15 protein-coding genes are annotated in these 22,387 nt (G+C 37.8%); 2 read left to right on the forward strand and 13 right to left on the reverse strand.

The genetic code is table 11. The features are described 5' to 3' along the window. Positions 1-245 precede the first annotated feature (245 nt). The 13 genes from ACOH2D_RS00455 to ACOH2D_RS00515 all read right to left on the reverse strand — a co-directional run bounded on the left by ACOH2D_RS00455 (position 246) and on the right by ACOH2D_RS00515 (position 17,116). On the reverse strand, positions 246-947 hold the full coding sequence (locus ACOH2D_RS00455) for a 2'-5' RNA ligase family protein (protein WP_348038514.1): 702 nt from the start codon (positions 945-947) through the stop codon (positions 246-248). 144 nt (positions 948-1,091) lie between these two features. Next, positions 1,092-1,622 carry a YcxB family protein gene (locus tag ACOH2D_RS00460; RefSeq protein WP_449534068.1) on the reverse strand — a complete coding sequence of 177 codons (531 nt, stop codon included), beginning with the start codon at positions 1,620-1,622 and terminating at the stop codon, positions 1,092-1,094. A gap of 126 nt (positions 1,623-1,748) precedes the next feature. After that, complete coding sequence (locus ACOH2D_RS00465; protein ID WP_348038518.1) at positions 1,749-1,937, reverse strand: hypothetical protein; 189 nt, start codon at positions 1,935-1,937, stop codon at positions 1,749-1,751. Positions 1,938-2,139: 202 nt separating this feature from the next. Further along, complete coding sequence (locus tag ACOH2D_RS00470; RefSeq protein ID WP_449534069.1) at positions 2,140-2,469, reverse strand: HNH endonuclease; 330 nt, start codon at positions 2,467-2,469, stop codon at positions 2,140-2,142. Between the two features lie 493 nt (positions 2,470-2,962). Beyond that, positions 2,963-4,147 (reverse strand): acetate/propionate family kinase, encoded by a 1,185-nt coding sequence (locus tag ACOH2D_RS00475; RefSeq protein ID WP_449534070.1) that lies wholly within the window; start codon positions 4,145-4,147, stop codon positions 2,963-2,965. Positions 4,148-4,238: 91 nt separating this feature from the next. Further along, positions 4,239-6,347: a phosphate acetyltransferase gene (pta, locus tag ACOH2D_RS00480; protein WP_348038527.1), complete on the reverse strand. Its 2,109-nt coding sequence runs from the start codon at positions 6,345-6,347 to the stop codon at positions 4,239-4,241. A 384-nt stretch (positions 6,348-6,731) separates the two neighbouring features. Then, a complete protein-coding gene (locus tag ACOH2D_RS00485; RefSeq protein ID WP_449534071.1) occupies positions 6,732-6,935 on the reverse strand; it encodes a patatin-like phospholipase family protein in 204 nt (67 codons plus the stop codon). A gap of 422 nt (positions 6,936-7,357) precedes the next feature. Then, positions 7,358-8,830 (reverse strand): RagB/SusD family nutrient uptake outer membrane protein, encoded by a 1,473-nt coding sequence (locus ACOH2D_RS00490; protein ID WP_348062719.1) that lies wholly within the window; start codon positions 8,828-8,830, stop codon positions 7,358-7,360. A gap of 34 nt (positions 8,831-8,864) precedes the next feature. Beyond that, positions 8,865-12,020 carry a SusC/RagA family TonB-linked outer membrane protein gene (locus tag ACOH2D_RS00495; RefSeq protein ID WP_449534072.1) on the reverse strand — a complete coding sequence of 1,052 codons (3,156 nt, stop codon included), beginning with the start codon at positions 12,018-12,020 and terminating at the stop codon, positions 8,865-8,867. Between the two features lie 624 nt (positions 12,021-12,644). Then, complete coding sequence (locus ACOH2D_RS00500; RefSeq protein ID WP_348038533.1) at positions 12,645-13,802, reverse strand: DmpA family aminopeptidase; 1,158 nt, start codon at positions 13,800-13,802, stop codon at positions 12,645-12,647. 10 nt (positions 13,803-13,812) lie between these two features. Next, positions 13,813-14,565, reverse strand: a complete 753-nt coding sequence (locus ACOH2D_RS00505) for an aspartate/glutamate racemase family protein (RefSeq protein ID WP_348038535.1) — start codon at positions 14,563-14,565, stop codon at positions 13,813-13,815. 262 nt (positions 14,566-14,827) lie between these two features. Further along, positions 14,828-16,135 carry a serine hydrolase domain-containing protein gene (locus ACOH2D_RS00510; RefSeq protein ID WP_348038537.1) on the reverse strand — a complete coding sequence of 436 codons (1,308 nt, stop codon included), beginning with the start codon at positions 16,133-16,135 and terminating at the stop codon, positions 14,828-14,830. Positions 16,136-16,366: 231 nt separating this feature from the next. Then, a complete protein-coding gene (locus ACOH2D_RS00515; protein ID WP_449534073.1) occupies positions 16,367-17,116 on the reverse strand; it encodes a DeoR/GlpR family DNA-binding transcription regulator in 750 nt (249 codons plus the stop codon). Positions 17,117-17,309: 193 nt separating this feature from the next. Between ACOH2D_RS00515 and ACOH2D_RS00520 the strand changes: the two genes are divergently transcribed. Both ACOH2D_RS00520 and ACOH2D_RS00525 read left to right on the forward strand, forming a co-directional pair. Then, positions 17,310-20,576 carry a SusC/RagA family TonB-linked outer membrane protein gene (locus tag ACOH2D_RS00520; protein WP_449534074.1) on the forward strand — a complete coding sequence of 1,089 codons (3,267 nt, stop codon included), beginning with the start codon at positions 17,310-17,312 and terminating at the stop codon, positions 20,574-20,576. 24 nt (positions 20,577-20,600) lie between these two features. Further along, positions 20,601-22,334, forward strand: coding sequence for a RagB/SusD family nutrient uptake outer membrane protein (locus tag ACOH2D_RS00525; protein ID WP_348034945.1), 1,734 nt, complete (start codon positions 20,601-20,603; stop codon positions 22,332-22,334). Positions 22,335-22,387 lie beyond the last annotated feature (53 nt).

Consider the following 22,387-nt stretch of genomic DNA (forward strand, 5'->3'; position numbering starts at 1 on the left):
GGTTGTTTTTGCCACTAATAATAACACTAGTAATTTGATTAAAATATAGGTTTTTATTCTTTTTTTTTAAAATGTAAGTATTTATAAATCAATTGGTTATATTTCTGGTTTTGTGGAGTATGTCCCTTCTAAGGAGGCGGTCACAGGTTCGAATCCTGTCGGGCTCACATCAAAAAAGCAAACCATCATAGGTTTGCTTTTTTAGTTTAAAAACATTCGTGTCCAGTAAATTTTACGAAAATTGTTTATCCGATCTCGGGAATTTTATTTATTTTAAAATGATGAAGCTTGGTCACAAATCGTTCCTGGTGGTACCAATTATTATAAACCAGTTCGATGCCATCTACGCTAAAAGTTCCAAAGTCATAAGCTCTATACTTTTCAATAATTTCTAGAAATTTTTCTTTTTGCGCTAATTTCTCCTTAAAACGAAATACTGTAGCATGCGCGGTTTGAATGAGATAGCGCTCATCCATACTCTGTTCCAAATCAGAGTTTATAAACTCCTTTCTTAATCGATCTCTCAGCTGATTTAAGCTATCATCATTTGTAAAACCTTGAATCATGATACAGGACGCCGAGGCTGTAATGCCTTTTAAACTTAAGGTCATTGCTTCCTGATTTTTGAGGCTATTTGCGATAAGCTTAATGTATGCGGGAACCTTAATTTGTGATAGTTGCAGTCCGCTATAACACGAAATCACAGAGATGACAGTAATATGAATGTCTGAATTGGGGTAGTAATATTGATTGGGTTCAATGCTATTCAGTTCGTTGAGGAATTTCTGAATTTCATTTTTAATAGCAACAGATGGTCTGATGATGAGCGACAATCCAAAACGATCATCCTGATCAGAATTTATAAGCGGATCGATTTCGTAATGATCGGAAGTGATTTTAGTGATGGAATCTTTATAAAGTTGATTATAATGGTCTTGGAGGTTCATTATGAAAGTATCTTTTGATGGCATGTAATACACAAACAATTAGCTGCAATAATTAATGAATCATTGAAACCTTAAAAGGGATCTACGAATTTGGTAACCAAATTCGAGAAGGTTTTAACCTCAAGATAAAGGAAAATCAATCGGTTAACTCCAATTTATTACTTTCAGACCTTTGGTATCCAACAATTCAACTGGCACGTCGTTTATGCCTTTTACGATTTGTCTAAAACTTTTGATATCCGTGGCACTCATATCTTTTTTAGGAATCAATATCGCCGACAAACTATTTTGATAGAGTAAAAACCAATTTCGTTTTTCAACAATCTTGAACAATTTTTCCCATTTCACTTCCATATAATACGATTCGCCATTAATCTTAAAGTCATTAGGCGATATTACAAACTCTGAAGTTTCCTGTAATTGATTACTGGACTTATAAGTCCGTCGCATGGTCAAATAAAGGCCAGTTGGCTGCACCACAGCGATTAAGATCAAGGTCACATATTGATAAATAAGCGGTTTTGGAAGATCGAAAATTTCTAAATTAAAGAAGATAATCCACAGCAATATTAAAAAAGCCACACCTAAGAGCAATCTCAGTATCGTCTTTTCATACGCTAAGCTAAAAAGCAGCTTTACGTATTCTTTAAAATTAACTTTGGTTTTAATTTTCATATATAGGGGCTGATTATTATTTCCAATGGAAATTTTGGATGAGCTGATGGAATTCATGTTTTTCAAATATTGGAAAAATTCCCAAAAAATCCTATATTTTTCAATTCTTAAATAATAAACATGTCATTAATATTTGTTTGTTTTTATGTTTTTGAAGGATTCCACTTTTTTATCATCTTCAAAAACACTTAAAATGTAATTTGATACAGGAAGTAAAATGACATTGATTTCAGTTTTATTATTGGTTAAGGTCGCCTTCGCTATAACACCTTTATCCAGCAACTTACCTTTCATATCAGTTATATAGTAAGACATATGATCATTTTTATAATTGTCTGCTTCCAGAAGTTGCAGTGCTTTCCCAAGCCCCGATAAGACTTTGGGCTTTAACTCCGAAGGATATTAAAGTGCAAATGAGTAATGGTAGGATTTTTTTCAAGGGTTTATGGTTTTTTTAAATGGATTAATTAATGCCAACAGTGATGATTGTAAGAGAGTAATTTCATGGTGTTGTGCACTATATTTTATCCGATATTATTTGATTTCTCCGATTACAGGGTTCACACAAAAGTGGGATGTTACGATATGTATTTGAACCTCCTTTTGAAAAGGGAATAATATGGTCAAACTCTAATTTTTGATTGTTATCACATTCTCTGCATTTTCCATTATAGATATTTTTTATTTTGTATTCATTTACAATAGTGTTTAGATTTTCTGAATTTAGAGAACCCTTATAAATCATTTGTGCTATATCTGAAATATAATTGGTGAACGTTTTTATCGAAAGAATTATCTCAAAAGCTTGATGTAATTCTAAATCGTTTTGGGATATTGATTTTTCCATTTCAGATGTTTTCAGGTTTTATATAACTTGAATGTACTAATACGAAATAAACTTTAATCCTCCATATTTGGAATGTATAAGTAGTTTTAGAACCAATAATTCTAAGTAAGATATACTATTTCACCGTACTGAACAACAGAAAGTTACCCCTCTAATGGTAGGTAACAATTACTAATCAACAGAATCTAGATGTGGCACTTTTATCTTAATAATGATTTAGAAAAATATAAACATTAAGAAAAAAATTAAGGAATTAAGGACATTAAGAGCCTTGTCAATTACCTTCACGCTTAATTATTTTAATGCCTTAATGGTTCAAAATATTAAAATCATTAAGGTAAGGAATAATAAGGGCTTAATTATATTGAATTTTCGGTGATACCTTTTATTTCCAGAATTTTAAATTTTTAACAAAAAAAAACACCGCAAATATCAAGATTCGCAGTGTTTCATTTTGATCCGTTACGGATCGTTATTAATATTTCTAAAGTAACTAACTCAACAACTCAAAAGCCTGTTTTGCTATCTCCAATTCCTCATTGGTAGGAATGACCAAAACTTTCACTTTGGAAGACGCCGTATTGATTTCTCGTAAACCTTCGGATCTTAATTCGTTTTTGGCTTCATCTAAAATAATTCCGAAGAAATCCATGTCTTCACAAACCATCTTACGGATCACACTGGAGTTTTCTCCAATGCCCGCCGTAAAAATAATCGCATCCAATCCGTTCATTGCTGCTGCGTAGGAACCAATGTATTTTTTAATGCGATAGGCGTTCATGGTCAAAGCAAGGATGCAATCCTTATCTCCTTTTTCAGCTTCTGCTTGAATATCTCTTAAATCCATATGTCCGGTTAGGCCCAACATCCCACTTTTGTTTGTGAGGAGTGTTTTGACTTCATCCAACGTATAATTCAAGTTATTGACCAAATGGAAAATAATGGCATGATCGATATCGCCACTTCTGGATCCCATAATCAAACCGTTGGACGGCGTGAAACCTAAGGTGTGGTCAATACTTTTACCATCTTTAACGGCGGTCATACTGCAACCATTTCCTAAGTGAATGGTAATGATTTTTGTGGCTTTAGGCTTTAAATAAGCAATTGCTTTCTCAGAAACATATTGGTGGCTTGTGCCGTGAAATCCGTACACTTGAATGCCATGCTCTTCATAAAGTGCATTAGGAATGGCATATTTTTTAGCCTTTTCCGGAATCGTTTGATGAAAAGCGGTATCGAAAATGGCAACTTGTTTTGCTGAAGGGAAAATCTCTTCAGCCACCAGAATACCTTCAAGATTCCCAGGATTGTGCAAAGGTGCCAATGCTGCATATTGTTGAATCTTAGCCTTCACTTCCGAGGTGATTAACGTCGTGTCTGAAAACGAGTTGCCGCCGTGAACCACACGATGTCCTACTACTTCGATTTCATCCGTTTTGGCAATGACACCATTTTCTTTATCGAGCAACAAATCAACAACTTTGCGTAGTCCTTGTTTGTGATTTTCTATATTATGGGTGTGCTGAATTGTAGTTTTACCTGTTTTGTAGTTTATAGTGGCAAATTGATAGCCAATGCGCTCCACTAATCCTGAACATATCAAGGTTTCGGAAGGCATATCCATTAACTGAAATTTGATGGAAGAGCTTCCAGAATTGATGATTAATATTTTCATGTTTTTTTATTTTTCGACTTTTGTCTTAATTCTTGATATTTAGAGCGAAGCGTTCCCCTGTCCGCAGACAGGGACTACATTTAAAAATATTTTAAATCCCTTGCGCCTGAATTGCTGTCACAATAATGGTGTTATAAATATCATCTACGGTGCAGCCCCGACTTAAATCGTTAACTGGTTTATTCAAACCTTGAATGATTGGCCCAATGGCTAAGGCTTTTGTTTCGCGTTGTACCGCTTTATAGGTGTTGTTTCCGGTATTCAAATCAGGGAAAATAAAGACATTGGCTTGACCTGCAACTTCCGAATCTGGAAGTTTTAGTTTACCCACATGCATATCTACCGCGGCGTCATATTGGATAGGCCCTTCTACTTTGAGATCAGGTCTTTTTTCTTTGACGATTCTTGTAGCTTCACGTACACGTTCCACATCTGCTCCTACTCCTGATGATCCTGAAGAATAGGATAACATCGCAATTTTTGGTTCAATCCCAAAAACCAAACTGGTGGCTGCAGAGGAAATGGCAATATCTGCCAATTGTATCGCGGTTGGGTTTGGATTAATGGCACAATCGCCATACACCGAAACGCGATCGTCCAAGAGCATGAAAAACACCGAAGACACAATCGGCGCTTCTGGTTTGGTTTTAATAAATTGAAGTGCGGGCAGAATGGTATGTTGCGTGGTATGTGCGGCACCCGAAACCATCCCGTCGGCATCGCCTTTATAAACCATCATCGTCCCAAAATAGGACACATCCTCCATGAAATCCTTAGCCATCGCCAAATTGACATTCTTGTGTTTGCGAAGTTCATAAAGCGTTTCTGAATAGGATTCAAAATAAGCAGATTCAATAGGATTTATAACCGTCACCTTGTTCAGATCCAATCCAATATCCAAGGCTACAATTTTATCCTCAATCTGTTTTTTATCGCCAAGTAAGGTTATGGTCACGACATCAAGATCCACCAATCGTTTGGTGGCGCGCAAGATGCGCTCATCCAATCCTTCGGGCAAGACAATATGTTTTTTATTGACTTTTGCTTTTTGAAACAAATTATACTGAAACATTCGCGGCGTAATGCCCTTGGTTTCGAAGGTAATCAGACGTTCAACCAAGGCGTCTACTTTGACGTATTTTTCAAATTCCTTAATGGACGTCGTGATCTTGTCTGTGTTTTCGGCATAAATCTGCGATTGGATATTCCCGATACAGTTTGTGACCGAGAAGGTTCCGCCTTCAACCAAAATAATAGGCACAACATCGGGCTGTCCTTCAATAAGTTTGAGAATGGAGTCTTCCGGCATAATGCCACCGGTCAGCACAATTCCTGATATGGATGGGTAATTATCTGAAATATTAGCTTGGAGCGCACCCAAAATAATATCGGCGCGGTCACCAGGCGTGATCACCAAGGCATTTTCTTTTAAATGATTGAGATAATTGGGCAGTTGCATGGCGCCCACACTAAAGTGGCCCGCTTGATTATTAATAAAAGCTTCTCCAAAAAGAACTTTGGCATCTAAAGTGTCCACAATTTCCTTAATGGACGGATTCGCCAAAGTGCTGTTTAACGGAATGGCGCTTACAATGACCTCTGAAGGCAGATATTTTTCTAATTCCGATACTACCAGAGTAAGATTTTTTGGTTCTATTTTATTGGCGATCACGGCGATAACTTCGACACCTTTGTCTCTAAAGGAATCAAACGCCATTTGTAAGTTACCCACAAATTCCTCCAATGTTTTTCCAACACCTCCGCCAATAATAATGGCTGGGACACCTAAGTTTTTGGCAATCAAAACGTTCATGTCAAACTCCATGATAGAGCCTTCACCAATAAAACTGGTGCCTTCCACCAAAATAAAGTCGAAACGCGCTTCAAGGGCCTTATATTTTTCAATGATCTTACCAAGAATCTCATCGTCCTTGTTTTCATTCTTCTTACGAATAACCTCGCTCCTGGTAAATGCGTAAGCATCTTCAAACTTGATATCCAATTTGAAATAACTTGACACGGTATTGATATGGTTATCGATTTTACCGGGCTTGAAATCGTCGATAATCGGTCTGAAATAAGCTACTTTGGCTGCTTTTCCCAATAGTGATTGCATGAGTCCGAGAGAAATAATCGACTTCCCGATATTGGGTTCTGTGGTGGCAATATAAATGCCCTTGTTGGTTGTTTTTTTTGACATATTTTTATACAACTATGTTTAAATACTTTCCTTTCAAATATGGAACAAAAATAGGCATTTCATTTCTTAAAGCAAAGGCCGTTACCCCTATATAATCAAGAGATTTCACAGCTGTTTCGTGGGGTAATTTCAGATCTAAATTTTTGTCAATTCACATGATTTCCATCATGATTTTAACATAAAAATTTCCGTATTAATTGGGAATATCGGGGATTGATAATTCGTGTTGAAAAGATCCTAAATTATGAGCTGAAGTAACCGTCGGATGTATTAAAAAACAATGTACCTTAAACTGAAATTTTATCCAAGTGGAAAGTTAGTTTAAGTCTGTTTTTATAACTAGAAACTCTATTTAATTGGAACGATTTAATTGAAATCCAACGCCTATAAAAAAGCGAAGTTTATCGGGTTTTTTGTAAGACTCGCAATGCTATCTCCAGAATACCCCGCAGCATAAAGTCCACCCACAATACTCCCCATACTGTTTCCCACCACCAAATCGGGTACAATTCCCAATGAATCGAGCGCCTGCAATGCGGGGATATGCGCCAAACCTTTCGCACCTCCACCACTCAAGACCAAAGCCACTTTTGGTTTTTTATTTTGCGCCAGTCCTTCAAATGATAAAACAACAGATAATAAGACTACTAAAAAACAGCAACTGTTTTTTAAAAATGAACCCTTTTGCTTAGGATAAATTACTTATGGATGTAATGCACAAAGATAAGCTTTTCGAAAATTTTATGAAGATTTGAAAATTTTAAAATTTCGTTTCGATCTTAACTCTGTATCGACTGATTTTGAATCAACACCAACCAAATCAAATTGTCTGATTGTTTTTTCATAATAAAGCATATCGATTCTTGCCTAAAGTTTGAAGTAATCGTAAAAATGGTTTGATCCTTCTGTTTGGAATATAACCTAAGCAAATAAAAAAAGCCTAAAAAATCAAAGATTTCTTAGGCTTTTAGCGGTCTGTTTGTCCAGATTAAATTAAATGCTTTTCTATTTTAGTACCCGGGATTCTGTTGTGCACCAAGTCCAGGATTAGCATTAATTTCATTCTTTGGAATTGGCAGAACAATCTTATTAAAAGTCAGATCAATGGTCTTAGGTCTTGCTATAATCGGCAGATCATTAAAATCATCATTAAAAGTAATTGGTTTTCCTAAGCGGAGCATATCAAAATAGCGTTGCCCTTCAGTGAAAAGCTCCTTACTTTTCTCATCCAAAATCATATCAATACTGATAGTACCTGCTGTGGCCGGAGCTAGATTAGGAGCTCTTTTACGAATCGCATTCAGGTAATCGGCAGCCAAATCTTTGTCAGAATGAAAAGCTGCTTCTGCGGCGATTAAATATACTTCTGATAATCTGATCACTTTAATGTTAACCGCTGTAGGCGTTGATTTTCCATCACCAGCAAGCAGCGTATTTCCACTATACTTATAACTTGCCCCCAAGTGAATGGCTTCAGAAGCAAACTCTCTATCGTCGCCCATAATCCCCCATCTCACATCACTTGCATCCTGGCCTAATCGCGCTATATAGTAATCACTCGCAAAATATTGTCCGTTGGCACTACTGGATCCATACAGTTGCTTTCTGAAATAAATACTCAAGCTGCCATTGCCATGATCGTTTTCATTAGGCACAATCCCTAATTCAAAAATTGATTCGGAACCAAATTGTTTTGTCCAAGAATCTACCCATGCACTATTGGAATACAGTTGATACGTTCCTGAATTGATCACTTCCTGAGCAGCAGCAAGCGCTTGAGGATAATTAGCCATACTCAAATAGACGCGTGCCTGCATTGCTTTATTAGCATAATAGTTTAGGTAACCATTGTTTTTGGATTTAGATAAAAGCGATTCAGCAGCCAACAAATCAATCATGATCTGTTTGTAGTTATCTTCTACCGACGCTCTTAAAGGTTGCTCTAAAGCATCAATGGGAGTTAAAATGTTTGGAACGCCATATGATGCTTTGTCGAAGGTATAAGGCTTGCCGTAAATTCGAACCAAGTCAAAATATAGTATGGCACGAAGCGTTAAGGCTTGTCCTTTTATATCGTTAAAATTACCTTCGCCTTGCACTTTATCAATGCTCTCTATAAGATAATTGGTTTGTAAAATTCTATTGTACATACCATTCCAAAATTCTTCAAAAGTATTTGATGTCGGTGTACTATTAAAAGTATACATATCACTCAACCCCCTTCCCAAGGTTCGGGTAGTGACCTCACCTCCTTTTGCTTCAGCATATACCATAAAGTTACGTCCATAATAAGTAAGGTCGGTCATTCTACGCATGATTCCTGATAGCATCACTTTTGCATCGGCTACAGTTCCAATGGCTGTAGATGAATCGCCAGCATTTGTTGGTGGGACATCTAAAAAATCCTCCTCACAGGAAGTGAACCCCAAAGACATGATTAAAGCCGTTATTATAACCAGCGATGTTTTATTTAAATATTTCATGTGTTTCATGTTTTTCATGTTTTTCATTTTTCGTTTAGAAGCTTAATTCAATACCAAAAGTGTAGTTTTTTGCAAAAGGCAACTCCCAACCTTTGGTTGCAAATTGATTTACTTCAGGATCCGCATACTTGTATTTTGAAGAGGTAAATAAGTTTGTTCCCACAGCAAATACTCTTAGGTTTGAAAGTTTCATTTTTTCTGTTACGGACGAAGGAAAATCATAGCCCAAGTTGATGTTTTTCAATCTCAAAAAGGTAGCGTCATAAAGGTGTCGGCTACTGTATTGAGTTACGCCTTCTTCATCGGTACCTCTAACTTTAGGCAAGGATCCATTTGGGTTTTCTTCAGTCCACATATTGTCAACAGCATATTGTGAACGCATTCTTTCCCAATAAAGTCCATCATCAGCAACTTGCTGGTCAACAGAATCATAAAGGTATCCTCCAATTTTATAAATAAAGTTTAATCCAAGTGAAACACCTTTATACGCTACCTGAGTGTTAAATCCTCCTTGAACATCTGGAAAGGCATCTCCAATAATGGTTTCATTAGCTTTATTAAAATCGTAGGTTGCACCTCTACCATTTAGTAAAAAGTCACCCGCAGTAGCGCTGGCTGGATCATTGACGTAAAACATATTAACGCCATTAGTGCGGTCTACTCCCGCATACTCATAACCATAAAATGCCAGTGTAGATTCTCCTTCTCTATAAATGTATTGGGCTCTTTTATCGACATTGTCATACCATCTGATATCTGCACCTTCATTCAAGGTTTTAACGGTTGACTTCACAAAGGAAGCATTCGCACTCGCGCTCCATACAAAATCTTTGCTATCAATAATTTTACCGCCAAGTTGTAATTCGATGCCATGATTGTTAATTGACCCAATATTTCTTAAAGTTGAACTAAAACCGGTAACTCTTGAAATTGGAACACTTTGTAAAAGGTCGTTCGAATCACGATTAAAATATTCGATAGTTCCATAAAGTCTGTTTTTGAACAATCCGAATTCCAAAGCCACGTCCGAAATACTATTCGTTTCCCAAGAAAGATTAGGATCAGAAATATTAGTAAGCTCTGAACCTGGCAAGCTCATGTATTTAGCAGAATAGCCTATTAAAGATCTCCAGCCATAATTAGATGGTGGTAAAGTACCGTTGATTCCGTAGGAAGCACGAATTCTTAGTGAACTAATAGTTTCAATATTTTCCATGAATGGTTCTTTATCGATACTCCAAGCACCTGATACCGACCAGAAATTCCCCCAACGTGAGTTCGGTCCTAGTTTTGAACTTCCATCTCTCCGTAAAGATCCCGCCAAATGATATTTTCTATTGTAATTATATTCCAATTTTGACAAGTAGGACATCATGGAGTTACCCCAAGCATGAGCAGCGGCATCAGTGTCTCCTGCAGTTGAAACAGTGTGCAATCCACTCGCTGGTAAATCTGTACCTGTTGATCTTTGAAAAGTAGTTCGATTGCGCTCCGTTTCAAAACCTACAAGTGCATTGAAATTATGCACTCCAAAACTTTTGTCATAGACTAAAGTCGTCGAAGAAACGGCACGCTTTTCATTGGTAGACATTTCGTTCACTTCTCCCAATCCCTTACCATTATAATGTAAACGACTATAATAAAGGTGGTCTTTCGTTTCGCTATTGTCATAAGAGAAAATCGTTTGTGCTGTTAATTCTGGTAAAATATTCACTTTAACGGTTTCTATGATGCGTGTTTGAAAAACTTTTGAGAAATTTTCCCATTCATTATCATGAAACAAGTTATTGTAAGCGAAGCTATTTCCATAACGCCCAGTATAGGTTTGGCCAGTTTTATAATCGGTTGGCCAATACACTCCAAATAAACGGCTGCGGACGGCCTGAAAATAATTCGCTCCAGCATTATTGGTATCATTAAAACCGGTTAATGTACTTCCGGAAACATTGACATTGGATCCAAATTCAATAAAATTGCCTATTTTTTGAATCACATTGACACGTCCAGAGAAGCGGTCATAATTATTTTCTTTCACACGGCCGTCATTTCGGGTATAAGAGAAGGATGAAAAGTAGGTAGTTTTATCTGTTCCACCACTTACCGCAACATCATTTGTTAAGTTGACAGCGTTTCTAAAAAATTCATCTTGCCAATTGTAAAATTGACCTTCTCTATTTAAGACGCCATCTGTTTTACCTGTAATCACAAGGTTCTCGCCTGGACCAGTACCATTGGTGGCAAAAATATATCCATATTTCCCAAAGCGATTGTTTAAGGATCTTAAAGCATAGGCATTAGATTGTACCGCAGTGCCACCTCCAGACAACTCAGCATCATAATAGACACGATATAGATAGTCAAGGTTATCCTCAGTACTAGCCGGTTCCCAGTTGTCGGTTGCCCAAGAAGGAGAAAAACCTATGGACGTTTTTAAACTAATTTTTGGCTCTCCGGTCTTTCCTTTTTTGGTCGTGATTAAAACCACACCATTAGCCGCTCGCGACCCGTAAAGAGATGAGGCTGCAGCATCCTTTAAAATTGAAATCGACTCGATGTCCTCAGGATTCAATGAGTTTAAAACGTTATTGCTGGTATAAATATAGCCTTGCAATTGCCCCGAGTTATCAGAAGCAACAGGAACACCATCGATCACATACAATGGTTCTGTTGAAGCGTTTATCGACCCAACCCCTCTAATTTGTATACTGGTTGCCGATCCCACTTGCCCTGATCCCTTTGTTATCTGAACACCTGGTGCTTTACCCACCAAGGCGTCTTGAAAAGAAGTATTTTGAGCTAACTGAAGATCTGATGCTTTAATAACGTCAGCTGAACCCGTATAGCTTTCTTTGGTTGCCGTCCCATAGGCTACAACGAAAACCTCATCCAAGGCCACGCCTTCCATAAGAGTGACATCAATCGTATTAGAAGTTTTTACAGTGATTTTTTGCTCATTGTATCCAACACTTGTAAAAACAAGCGTTTGTCCTTCAGCAACGTTAATCGTATACTTTCCATCGAAGTCCGTAGTTGTACCACGGGCTGTGCCATTAATGATAATATTGGCCCCAGCTATTGGTACGCCATTATTATCTATTACGGTGCCGCTTACAATTTTTTCCTGTGCAAAACCAGTTTGAACCAGAAACAAAAGTAGAAATGTTAGAATTCCAAATTTTTTCACTCTCATAGTTTAAATAATTAGTTAGTTAATTTGTGAAGATTATAGCAGTTTTATTAACAAAACTTTATAGTAACCTTAACAAATATAATTTTATTTTTCAGAAATGCAAATTGAGCCTGGCATAAGAAAGGTTAAAAAGAAGTTTATTTTGAGTCGGTGGAAATAGAATAAAATCACTTATTAAGGCCTGAATTCATTCAGAAAACAAGCTTACATATACCAGAATTCAGTTTAAAAGGTCAATTCTGAAAATAGAGGCTTGCCGACTTGAAGAGCGTCACATATTCAGTTAGTAGTTATTTTCCTGTTAAACCAAGAGACTCTAATCAACCTGTTCAATCAGAAATATTTATTAAAAAAGGAGTGTGATTTTAACCCTTTGAGAAAGGGTTAGCGCTTAATTAAAAAAGATAATTTGGAATGAATATAAAATAAAAATTCTTTTCTATATTTTACAATACTGAAAAGAAGCTATAAGATTTGGATGTTAGAAACCAATTTCGCAAATGCAACCCAACTAAAAAACTCAACAAAATGGCGAAAAAGAATTGGCCGAGCGATTTCATCAAAAACGCTCGGCCAATCCATCCATTAAAAAATTGCTGAAAACAGCTTTCGCTGCGCTCCTAGTTATTTTTTCTTATTCTTTGGTTTTTCACGCGCATTATACTTATCCATGATTTTGAGGGTTTCGGCAATAGGCAATGCTTTCATCGTTCGTCCTTTTTGACCTGTCATGTCAGTGGCCATAAAAAGTGAATTATAAATAGCTTCTTCACTAGCCTCAAGTACGGCAAGAAATAAGGGAGACATTTCATCATTCGGAACATCTATGATTTTTCTTTCCATTTCTTTAGAGTCGTGAGGAATTCGCAAGTCTGGATGCGTGCTAAAGGCAATGCTATAATCGCCACTGCCGTTGGACGAAAAAGAGCCCACCTTTCCAAAAGCTAAAAAGGATCGTTTTGCTAAGCGCTCTAAATTGCGTGCCGATAATGGGGCATCCGTAGCAATGATGATCATACACGACCCATCCACCACATAAGGCACATCTTCCGCCATGTAAAAGTTATTCAATTCTTTTCCTACAGGAGCGCCATTTATGGTCAGAATGCCTCCAAAATTAGTTTGAACCAGGACCCCAACGGTATAGCCGCCTTTGTCCTTTGGGAGCACCCGAGAGGAGGTTCCGATGCCGCCTTTAAATCCTAACGCTCTTGTTCCGGTTCCTGCGCCCACGTTTCCTTCTTCAACTTTCCCCATGGTGGCCGATTTTATGGCCTCTTGAACATGAGAAGTGGTTACGTGACGGCCTCTAATGTCATTGAACCATCCATCGTTGGTTTCGCCAACCACCGGGTTTACAGAGCGAAGTCCAGCATTCTCAGGAATGGATAACGTGTAATCTATCAAAGCATTTGCTACCAAAAACGCATTAAGTGTATTGGTCAATGCAATGGGCGATTCCAGATTTCCAAGTTCTACGATTTGCGTGGTACCGATAGCTTTTCCAAATCCGTTGCCAACAAAAACGGCTGCAGGAACTTTCTCTTGAAATACATTGCCTTGATGTGGCATAATCACGGTCACTCCCGTGCGAATGGAATCACCTATAATTAGCGTCTTTTGACCCACCGCAACACCTTTGACGTCGGTAATGGCATTAAAATGCCCAGGCGTAAGAATACCTGGTGCAATTCCTAAATCTCTTGCTCTAGCACGTTCTTGAGCGTGGATGCTAAATGTAACATTCAATATAATTAAGAAGCTGATTATTTTTTTTGACATAAATAACGATTTAAAGTGGTTTCAGTTTATCAGGATTACTTTTATAAATTAAGGCTCTCGCCAAAATATTGGTAGGATCGATAGTGATGACCCCATTAATATTTGACTCTGTAATGGCCAGAGGGATTTCTGTACAGCCCAAAATGGCGATTTCTGCCCCCTCCTCTTTAAGAAAGGCCATGCCTTGCATTAAATTTTCCCTCGCCTGTGGATGTATCGGATTGGACGTGGTTTTAATGCCATAGGTTTTATGGTAAATAGCGGGATGAATACTATTTTCTTGCATTTCCAATGACGGCACAATCACTTCGTAGCCTTTTGATTGTAATGCAGAGGCATATAATTTACTTTTATAAGTTCCCGTAGTGGACAACACGCCTATTTTAGTGACCTTAGGATAATGGTCAGCAATAAACGCTACCGTTTCATTAATCATATGTAACAGTTCAATAGTGCTGTTGGCTTTTTTTAGTTCACTTTGAATAACCTCGAATATTTGGTCTGAATGCGCCGTATTGCAAGGAATTCCTGCAATAGTTGCACCTGCCTTTTCCAGCTTTAAAAGCACTTTTACGATAGCATGAGCTGGATTATCTTCTGTATTCCCAATTAAATATTCGGTACGATCATCAATTGTGGAAGACATGGATATCAAAATGGCATCCAAATGTTCCTGATCCGTATTTGCTTGGGTATTGTTAAAAATTTTATTAAGTAAATCTGTTCCTGCATAGGGACCTACGCCACCGACGATACCAATCATATATGTGTTTTTTCAATTAAAATGAATAGTAGCAAATTTAATAGTATTAATGGCATAATAACTAGAAATAGAAAAAGAGATGAGTTTTAATGTTGCGTTTGTGGATAGCGGTATAAATTTTCAGGTACGTTGGTATAAAGAGGGCTAATAATTCAACACGATATTTAGGAGCATCCATAAGGAATCTCAATACTAAATATTAAGCATTGTACAATCTCTGTTTTCAAATGTCAGATGGTTTCTTGAGGCAACTCTAATAGTCTCAACGATTTATTTGTCTCCAAATTTTCGGACCAAAATCATCCTCATACATCAGTCTGTTAGTTCGCGTTGGATGCACACGATTGGAAAGAATAATTAAAAATCTGTTTGTATCAGGATTCATAAAGAAAAAGGTTCCCGTATAGCCCGTATGTCCAAAATCATGTTTTTTATAAAACGCATCGGGCTGTCGTTTGTCAAAACCGAGGCCACGATAAATTCCTTTTTTGGCTAGTGGCGATTTAGTGAACTTTTTAACCACTTTTCGCTTTAGAATTTGTTTTCCCCGATATTCTCCTTTATTGAGTAACATCTGACAAATAACGGCGATGGATTCGGCATTAGCAAATAAGCCTGCATTTCCAGAAACACCACCTAAAATAGCCGCTGCTTCATCATGCACATAACCGTGTAAGGTATCTTTTCTGAAAAAATTATCGATCTCGGTCGGGATCACATGCTCTTCAGTCGTCCATTTCAAAGGATTGTAGCCAATATTTGAAAGGCCCAAGTCCTTAAAGTTTTCCTGCGCCAAGGCATCCAAGGTCTTTCCTGTTTTGGCTTCCATCATTTGTTGTACCAAAATCAAATTCAAGTCGCTGTATAAATAGCTGCCTCGAGGATGTGTACGCGCCAAAGCTATTTGACCAGAAACCGTTTTATAAAATTCGGGATTTAACCACATCTTTTTATAAACCTGAACATAATGGTCCTTGGGTTCAATGGAAAGATATTGGGGATCATAAATGATATTTTTATGGACATACATATCGCCGAACAACTCGGGATAATCCTCAGATTTCGCATTATTTAAAAGCGGTGATCCATCCGGAGTTGAAAGTAAACCTTGATAAAAGGTAATGAAAGGTTTGAGGCCTGAGGTATGTGTTAATAATTCAAAAAGCGTTATATCGGCAATGGGCGTATGTTTATAAAAAGCAACCGCAACGCCTAACTTATCATTTAAATCTATTTGATCTTCTCCCACCAAACGCATAGCCACAAGGGTCGCTCCCAAAACCTTGGACATCGAAGCCAAATCGTAAACATCCTCAGGTATTACTTGTTGTTCTTTTGAGTAATCGTGATATCCATAATTTTTCGAGATATAAATAGAATCCTTACTGCCCACGATAATTTGAGCGCCAGGAAAAAAGCCTTTTTCAAGAGCATTGTTCATCATCGAATCGATGTAGATTTCGTTGAGCTTGGCATCGAAAACGCTTGTTGAATGTTTCAAGGATCTGCAGCCCACCAGTGATAGGATCAAAAAAGCAAACACGAAACTAAATCCTATTTTTTTCATCATGGATAAATTCTTAAAATTGATCAGACATCAGAAGTTTTATTAATCTTCCGACTTTCTTGAATTGTGTTTCATTAAGTTATCGAATAGATATGAACCTAACAAGTAATGTAATTACAGTATCTATTCAGGATTCACATATCCATAATATTAAAAAACATTATTTTGCGTTATTTTAAAAATCAAACCCTAAAGAATGCAAAAAAACGCAGACTGGTTGAATAAAAGAATGTATTATAATATGTTCACACCCGATTTTCGATACTCATCCAATCGCGAATCTTGAGGATCTAAATTGGTTACGATGGTATCCAATTGATGAAGCTCACACACACTATGTGGCATTTTAGTGTTCAACTTATCCGATGAAAACATTGAAACCACTCTGTCAGAAGCTTTTATCATCGCCTTTTTTACGATGGAAACTTCATAGCCAACTTCTGTGAGGCCCTGTTTTATATTGATGCTACTGGCACCGATAAAACAGATATCGGCTTTAACCTTGGACAATACCTGAATGACATCAATACCGGTCGTTACCATGGCGTTTTTTTGCATGCGTCCCCCAATCAATATTAAATCGATATTGGGGTGTTGCGATAATTGCATGGCTATGGTTAAGCTGTAGGTATATATGGTGGCCTTTAGACTTTCAGGAATTAATTTTGCAAAAACCAGATTGGTCGTTCCGCCGCTCATGATAATAACCTGACCATCATGCAACAATGACAACGCCTTGGTCGCAATTATTTTCTTTTGCTCCTCGGCATTGATATGAATATTAAAAATATCAGCCGATTTCTCCGGAATTAATATGGCGCCTCCATAAACCTTCTTGAGCAACTTTTTACGGTCGAGCTCATTTAAATCCCTTCGTACGGTATCTTCCGATAAGTCAAGATCTAAGGCCAAAGTAGTAGTGACTACTTTTTGCTCTTGAAGAAGCTTGTCCATGATATAATTTTGTCTTTCGGCTTTAAGCATGGTCTGATAATTTAAGATAAGCTACAAATATATCGAAATATTGAATCCAAAAACCAAATCCTGAGAAATAATGCAAGAGTTTGCGTTATTCGTATTGTTATTTTAAATAAAAAGTCTAAAAACGCATTTATACGCAATATTTAAATATATTTGGTTAATACATGTTAATTAACCAAATAAAGACTAAAGAAGTATGAAGAAATTTCTCCTTATTCCATTATTGTTTTTTATGATTCAGGCAACTTTTGGGCAGTCCAAAATCTTGACCGGAAGCGTAAAAAATAAAGCAGACGGCGCTCCCATCCCAGGAGTCAACGTACTGATTAAAGGTACTACTAAAGGTAGTACGACCGATTTTGACGGTAATTATAGCATTGCTGTAAGCTCGGGCGAAACGTTGAGTTTCAGTTATATTGGGTTTGAGACTCAAGACGTAAAATATGAAGGCCAACAAAACCTGGACATCGCTCTTGCTGAGAGCTCTTCCCTATTGGATGAAGTCGTTATTGTAGGGTTTTCTTCGCAAAAGAAGATCAATCTTACAGGTGCGGTTGCTAAAGTTGACGTGGATCGCGCTCTTGGAAGTAAACCGATTACCGATATCAGCAAAGGATTGCAAGGCACCACACCAGGTTTAAACGTTTCATTTAATTCTGGAAACATTGGTAAAACGTCAAATATTAATATTCGAGGTGCAGGAACTATCATCAATGGTACCGTTTCGGGCTCTCCATTAGTATTGGTGGACGGTATGCCATCAGACATGTCAATGATTAATCCTGAAGATGTGGCTTCCATTTCCGTTCTTAAAGATGCGGCATCAGCATCCATCTATGGAGCGCGAGCTGCTTTTGGTGTCATCTTAATAACCACTAAAGATGGTAAAGGCGGCAAAGGAAAAGTCAAATTCACCTATAGCACCAGTTATGGCTGGAGCAATCCTATTTCATTAGTGGAGTTTAATGACCCTACTGTTGAACTTCCAGCCATGATTGAGGCACAGGCGCGTGCAGGAAACGCCAATCCAGAATCTTTTGGAATGAACTACAAGACCTTGCTTCCAGGAATCATCAATTGGAAACAACAATATGCATCCTCAAGAAACAGCAATGATCGCAATATGATCTTAGGAGAAGATTTCGAGGTTATTGGAGGGAAACAATATTTTTATAGAATTTGGGATCCGCACGCAGAGATGCTAAAGAAGAATGCTGCACAAACCTTTCATAATTTAGCGGCACAAGGCTCTTTGGGAGAAAAAAGCTCGTTCATCGTTTCACTAGGCATTTCTAACCAAGACGGTGTTATGAAAATTAATACTGAAAAGAATGAAAGAATCAACCTGAACATGGGGATGAGTACCCAATTGACCGATTGGCTTTCAGCAGACTTCAAGGTTTTATCTTCTTTCCAAGAATACCAAGCGCCTTTTAACTACTATAACAGCGGATTAGATACTGCTGGAAATGGTTATTTTGGATACTACATGCGTTGGGGTTCTTATTTCCCTTACGGTACCTATAATGGCGTTGAGTTCCGCCATGCACCGGGCTATATGCATAATGCCTCCATGAATAAAAGAATTGAAAACAACAATCGCTTAAGTGCAAAATTAACGGCGCAGGTAACCAGCGATTTTAACATCATTGGTGAATATAGTGTCAATAACAATTTCATGAGCGACAAGCAAAATGGCGGCAAAGTGCCATTATGGGATTGGTGGACAGGTGCTGGAGATTTAGTTTCTGGAAAACCAACCATGATGGAAACGGGCAATGATTTTGTAGCCCAGGCTAAATCTTCGTATGTAAGAAACGTTGCTAACATTTACGGTAATTATTCTAAAACACTTAATGATATCCACAACTTTCAGGTTTTAGGAGGTTTAAATACCGAATGGCAATCCTTTGAAAGAACCTATGCCCGTAGAAATACACTTTTAGATAAAAACAAACCAGAATTCAACTTAGCGATTGGTGATCAGTTTACATCCCCATTAGTCTCCAATGAAACGCTTAATCCAGGTTTATCTCAATATGCGATCGCTGGGGTTTTTGCGCGTGTGAATTATGATTACAACGGGATCTATTTATTGGAGTTAAATGCACGTTATGACGGGTCTTCAAAATTTCCAACCAATGAGCAATGGGGATTCTTCCCTTCAGCTTCTGCGGGATATAGAATTTCAAATGAAAAATTCATGGAAAGCACTCGCGAGTGGTTAAATGATTTAAAAGTGCGCGCTTCCATTGGTTCCATCGGGAATCAAAACATTGCCAACAATGCCTTTTTACCGATCATGTCACGCTCTAATCCATGGTGGTTGGGTAGCGGTATGACCATTCCTCCTTCTGTAGGTTTACCAAACAACGTGGATCCATATTTGACTTGGGAAAAAGTAACCACCAAAGATATTGGTGTCGATCTTAGAGTTTTCAATATGTTAGGAATGACCTTTGACTACTATCAGCGTGATACCGAAGGCATGTTGTCTCCAGGAAAAACCCTTCCAGGTTCTTTTGGACAGACAGCGGCCAACACAAACTCAGGAAATTTAAGAACCAGAGGTTGGGAACTAGGTATTAATTTCAACAAAAACATCACTAATGATGTGAGTGTATATGCTGATCTTACCCTTTCTGATTATACCACGGAAGTTACCGAATGGAATAACTCGTCAAAATTATTAGGCTCATATTATACTGGCCAAAAAATTGGCGAAATTTGGGGATTAACTTCAGACAGATTGATACAAGCTTCTGATGTTGTGGATGCCTCTGGATTAGTTGTCAATGGCGTAGATTATAAGAATATACGTACAGGAGCTTTTAAATATGGTGCGGGAGATGTGATGTACAAAGATTTAGATGGCGACGGCATCATCTCAAGAGGAAAAGGAACCGCAGACGATTCAGGTGACTTGAGCGTTATTGGTAATACAACACCAAGATACCAATACGGGATGCGTTTTGGAGGTACTTTTTATGGATTTGATGTGGATGCGTTCTTCCAAGGTGTTGGAGAGCGTCAATACTGGGCTACTTCCGACTTGGTATTGCCATTTTACAACAGAACAGATGCTATGTACGAACACATGAATGATTACTGGACACCAGATAATACCGATGCGTATTATCCTAATCCATATCCTAATCATGCGGGTAACGCTTTTGGCGCCTATGCACCAGGATCGAATAACTTCGTGGCGCAATCGAGATATTTACTGAATATGTCTTACCTGAGATTAAAAAGCTTAACTGTGGGCTATACAATTCCACAAACCATTACTCAAAAAATGGGTATCGATAAAATTAGACCTTATATCTCTGGTTTGAATTTAGTGACTTTTAAAAGCAGTAAATTACCGGTAGATCCTGAAATTAACGAAGCTGAATCCGCTTGGGGTAGAACCTTCCCTTATGCGAAAACATGGTCTCTTGGGGTTCAAATTGCATTTTAAAAACTAATTTAAAAATTTAAAAAAATGAGAAAATTAATAATAAAATCTAAGTTAAAGTTAGCTGTACTTGCGCTCTCAATGGCAACGCTAACTTTTAACTGCTCGGATTATTTAGATACGCCTCCTCAAGATATCTTCACGGATGATAACTTTTGGACTTCTGAAAATAACGTCAGAACATTCTCTTGGTTAAACTATGATACGTTTTTAGGTTATGGAAATAATGCAGGCACAACAGCCGATTTCTATTTTCATAATTCATCTAATTTAGATGATAACTTAGCGATGAACGTCTTCACTAACTTTGCGACCACGGCCAACGCAACCAATGCCAATTGGAACAGCTATTACACCTTGATCCGTCGTAGTAACCTAATGTTAGAGCGCGTTCCAACGGTTCCAATGGATGATGCCAAGAAAAAACACTACTTGGGTGTTGCAAAATTCTTTAGAGCCTTCACCTACTTCCGTTTGGCACAAGAGTTTGGAGATGTTCCTTATACCGATATGTATTTAACCCAAGGCGATCCAAATGTTTACAAACCTGCTTTGAGCAGAGCTGAAGTCATTGATAATGTGATTAAGGATTTAGAAGAAGCCACAACCTTACTTTTAAATATTGACGACAAGAATACTACTGTAAATAAATACACAGCGTACGCTTTATTAAGTAGAGTGTGCCTATATGAAGGTACTAACCGTAAATATAACACGGGTCAAAATGGGAATGAATATCTTCAAAAAGCAAAAGCAGCAGCTTTGGCAGTGATGGATAATTCAGCTTATTCTTTAAAGCCCGATTGGCAATCGCTTTATAACTCTGTAGAATTGTTGGACAATCCTGAAGTGATTTTAGCGAAAAGATACATCCAAGGTACTTTAGCAAACTCCATCCAAGCCTACACCAATACATCAACCATTCAAAGCGGATTGACAAAATTTGCTGCAGAAAGTTATGTGACTAAAAATGGCTTACCAATTAAACAAGTAGGTGGAAACGCCGAATATTTAGGAGATGACAATATCGCCAATACCTTTGCCAACAGAGACCCTCGTTTTGGAAAGGCATTCGGTACCCAGGATTATGCTTATTCTGACAAACCTTGGAATGGATTGACATCCATCACAGGCTATGTTTTTAAATTGTATAATAACCCGGCATTGTCTGGACCTGAAGTGACCACTATTGGACAGAATCATATTGATGCGCCTATTTTCACCTTGAGTGAAGTATATTTGAACTATGCTGAAGCGGCGGCTGAATTAGGATCAATTTCTAATGCCGATTTAGATGCGTCACTCAACAAAGTTCGCGCACGTGCTGGCATTGCAACCTTAACAACCGATGGAACCAATGTATTGGCTAATGGTGTACAAATTGAAGACCCACAAAGAGTTTCTGCTTTAGAGCAAATAACTGGCATTGTAAGTCCTATCATTTGGGAAATCCGTCGTGAGCGCAGAATCGAGTTCATGAGCTGGACGTCTATGCGTAAAGCAGATATCTTACGTTGGAAAAAAGGTGATTATTTAGATACCACTAGTAATCCAGATGTTGTATTAGGTGCCAGAATTCCTGAATTGATAGGAACAGCCTCTAAAACAAAAGTAACTGCTGACGGCTACGTTATTCCTTATGCTTCTGGCGTGGTAAGACAATTTGTTTCGCCAAAAAATTACCTAACTGCTATCCCTACTAACGACATCAGCTTATACGAAGCTGAAGGCGTGGTATTAAAACAGAATCCAGGTTGGTAATCCGATATTAATTTCAATTCCCCTTTTTATATTTTTTAGTAAGCTAGCTCTGG

This window comes from Gelidibacter sp. (assembly GCF_053579655.1).